A 453-nucleotide genomic window follows, 5' to 3' on the forward strand; every position below is an offset into this window, starting at 1 on the left:
CCGTGCCACCCGTAAGGCCACCGCACCCGCCGGGTCCCCGGCGGGCGCGGAGGCGGCCGTGGTGGTCGTGGAGACGCCGGTGGAGACCCCGGTGGCGGCACCCGCCGAGGTCGCCGAGGAGGAGGCCGCCCCGGCGGCCCCCGCCAAGAAGGCGGTCCGCAAGACGGCCGCCAAGAAGGCGACGACGACCGCGGCGAAGAAGGCCCCGGCCAAGAAGGCCGCGACCGCCAAGAAGGCCGTGGCCAAGAAGGCGACGGCCAAGACGGCCGCGAAGAAGACCGTGGCGAAGCGGGCGACGAAGAAGACCGCGGCGGCCGAGCAGCAGACGCTGCCCTCCGTCTCGGCTCCGACCGAAGCCTGATCCGCTCCGTGCCGTGGGGCCCCCCCCGTGGCGGGGGCCCCCGCCGGGGGGGTCCCCGGTTTTACCCAAGGGAACCGCCCCCGAAACAAGAA

The 453-nt window shown here is 75.3% G+C and carries 1 pseudogene; it reads left to right on the top strand.

What is annotated here, in order from left to right:
* A pseudogene (locus ACWGDE_RS09605) lies at positions 1-361 on the top strand (ribonuclease E/G); the annotation flags it as partial.
* Between the last annotated feature and the right edge of the window lie 92 nt (positions 362-453).

It is taken from the genome of Streptomyces sp. NPDC054956, from assembly GCF_053609185.1.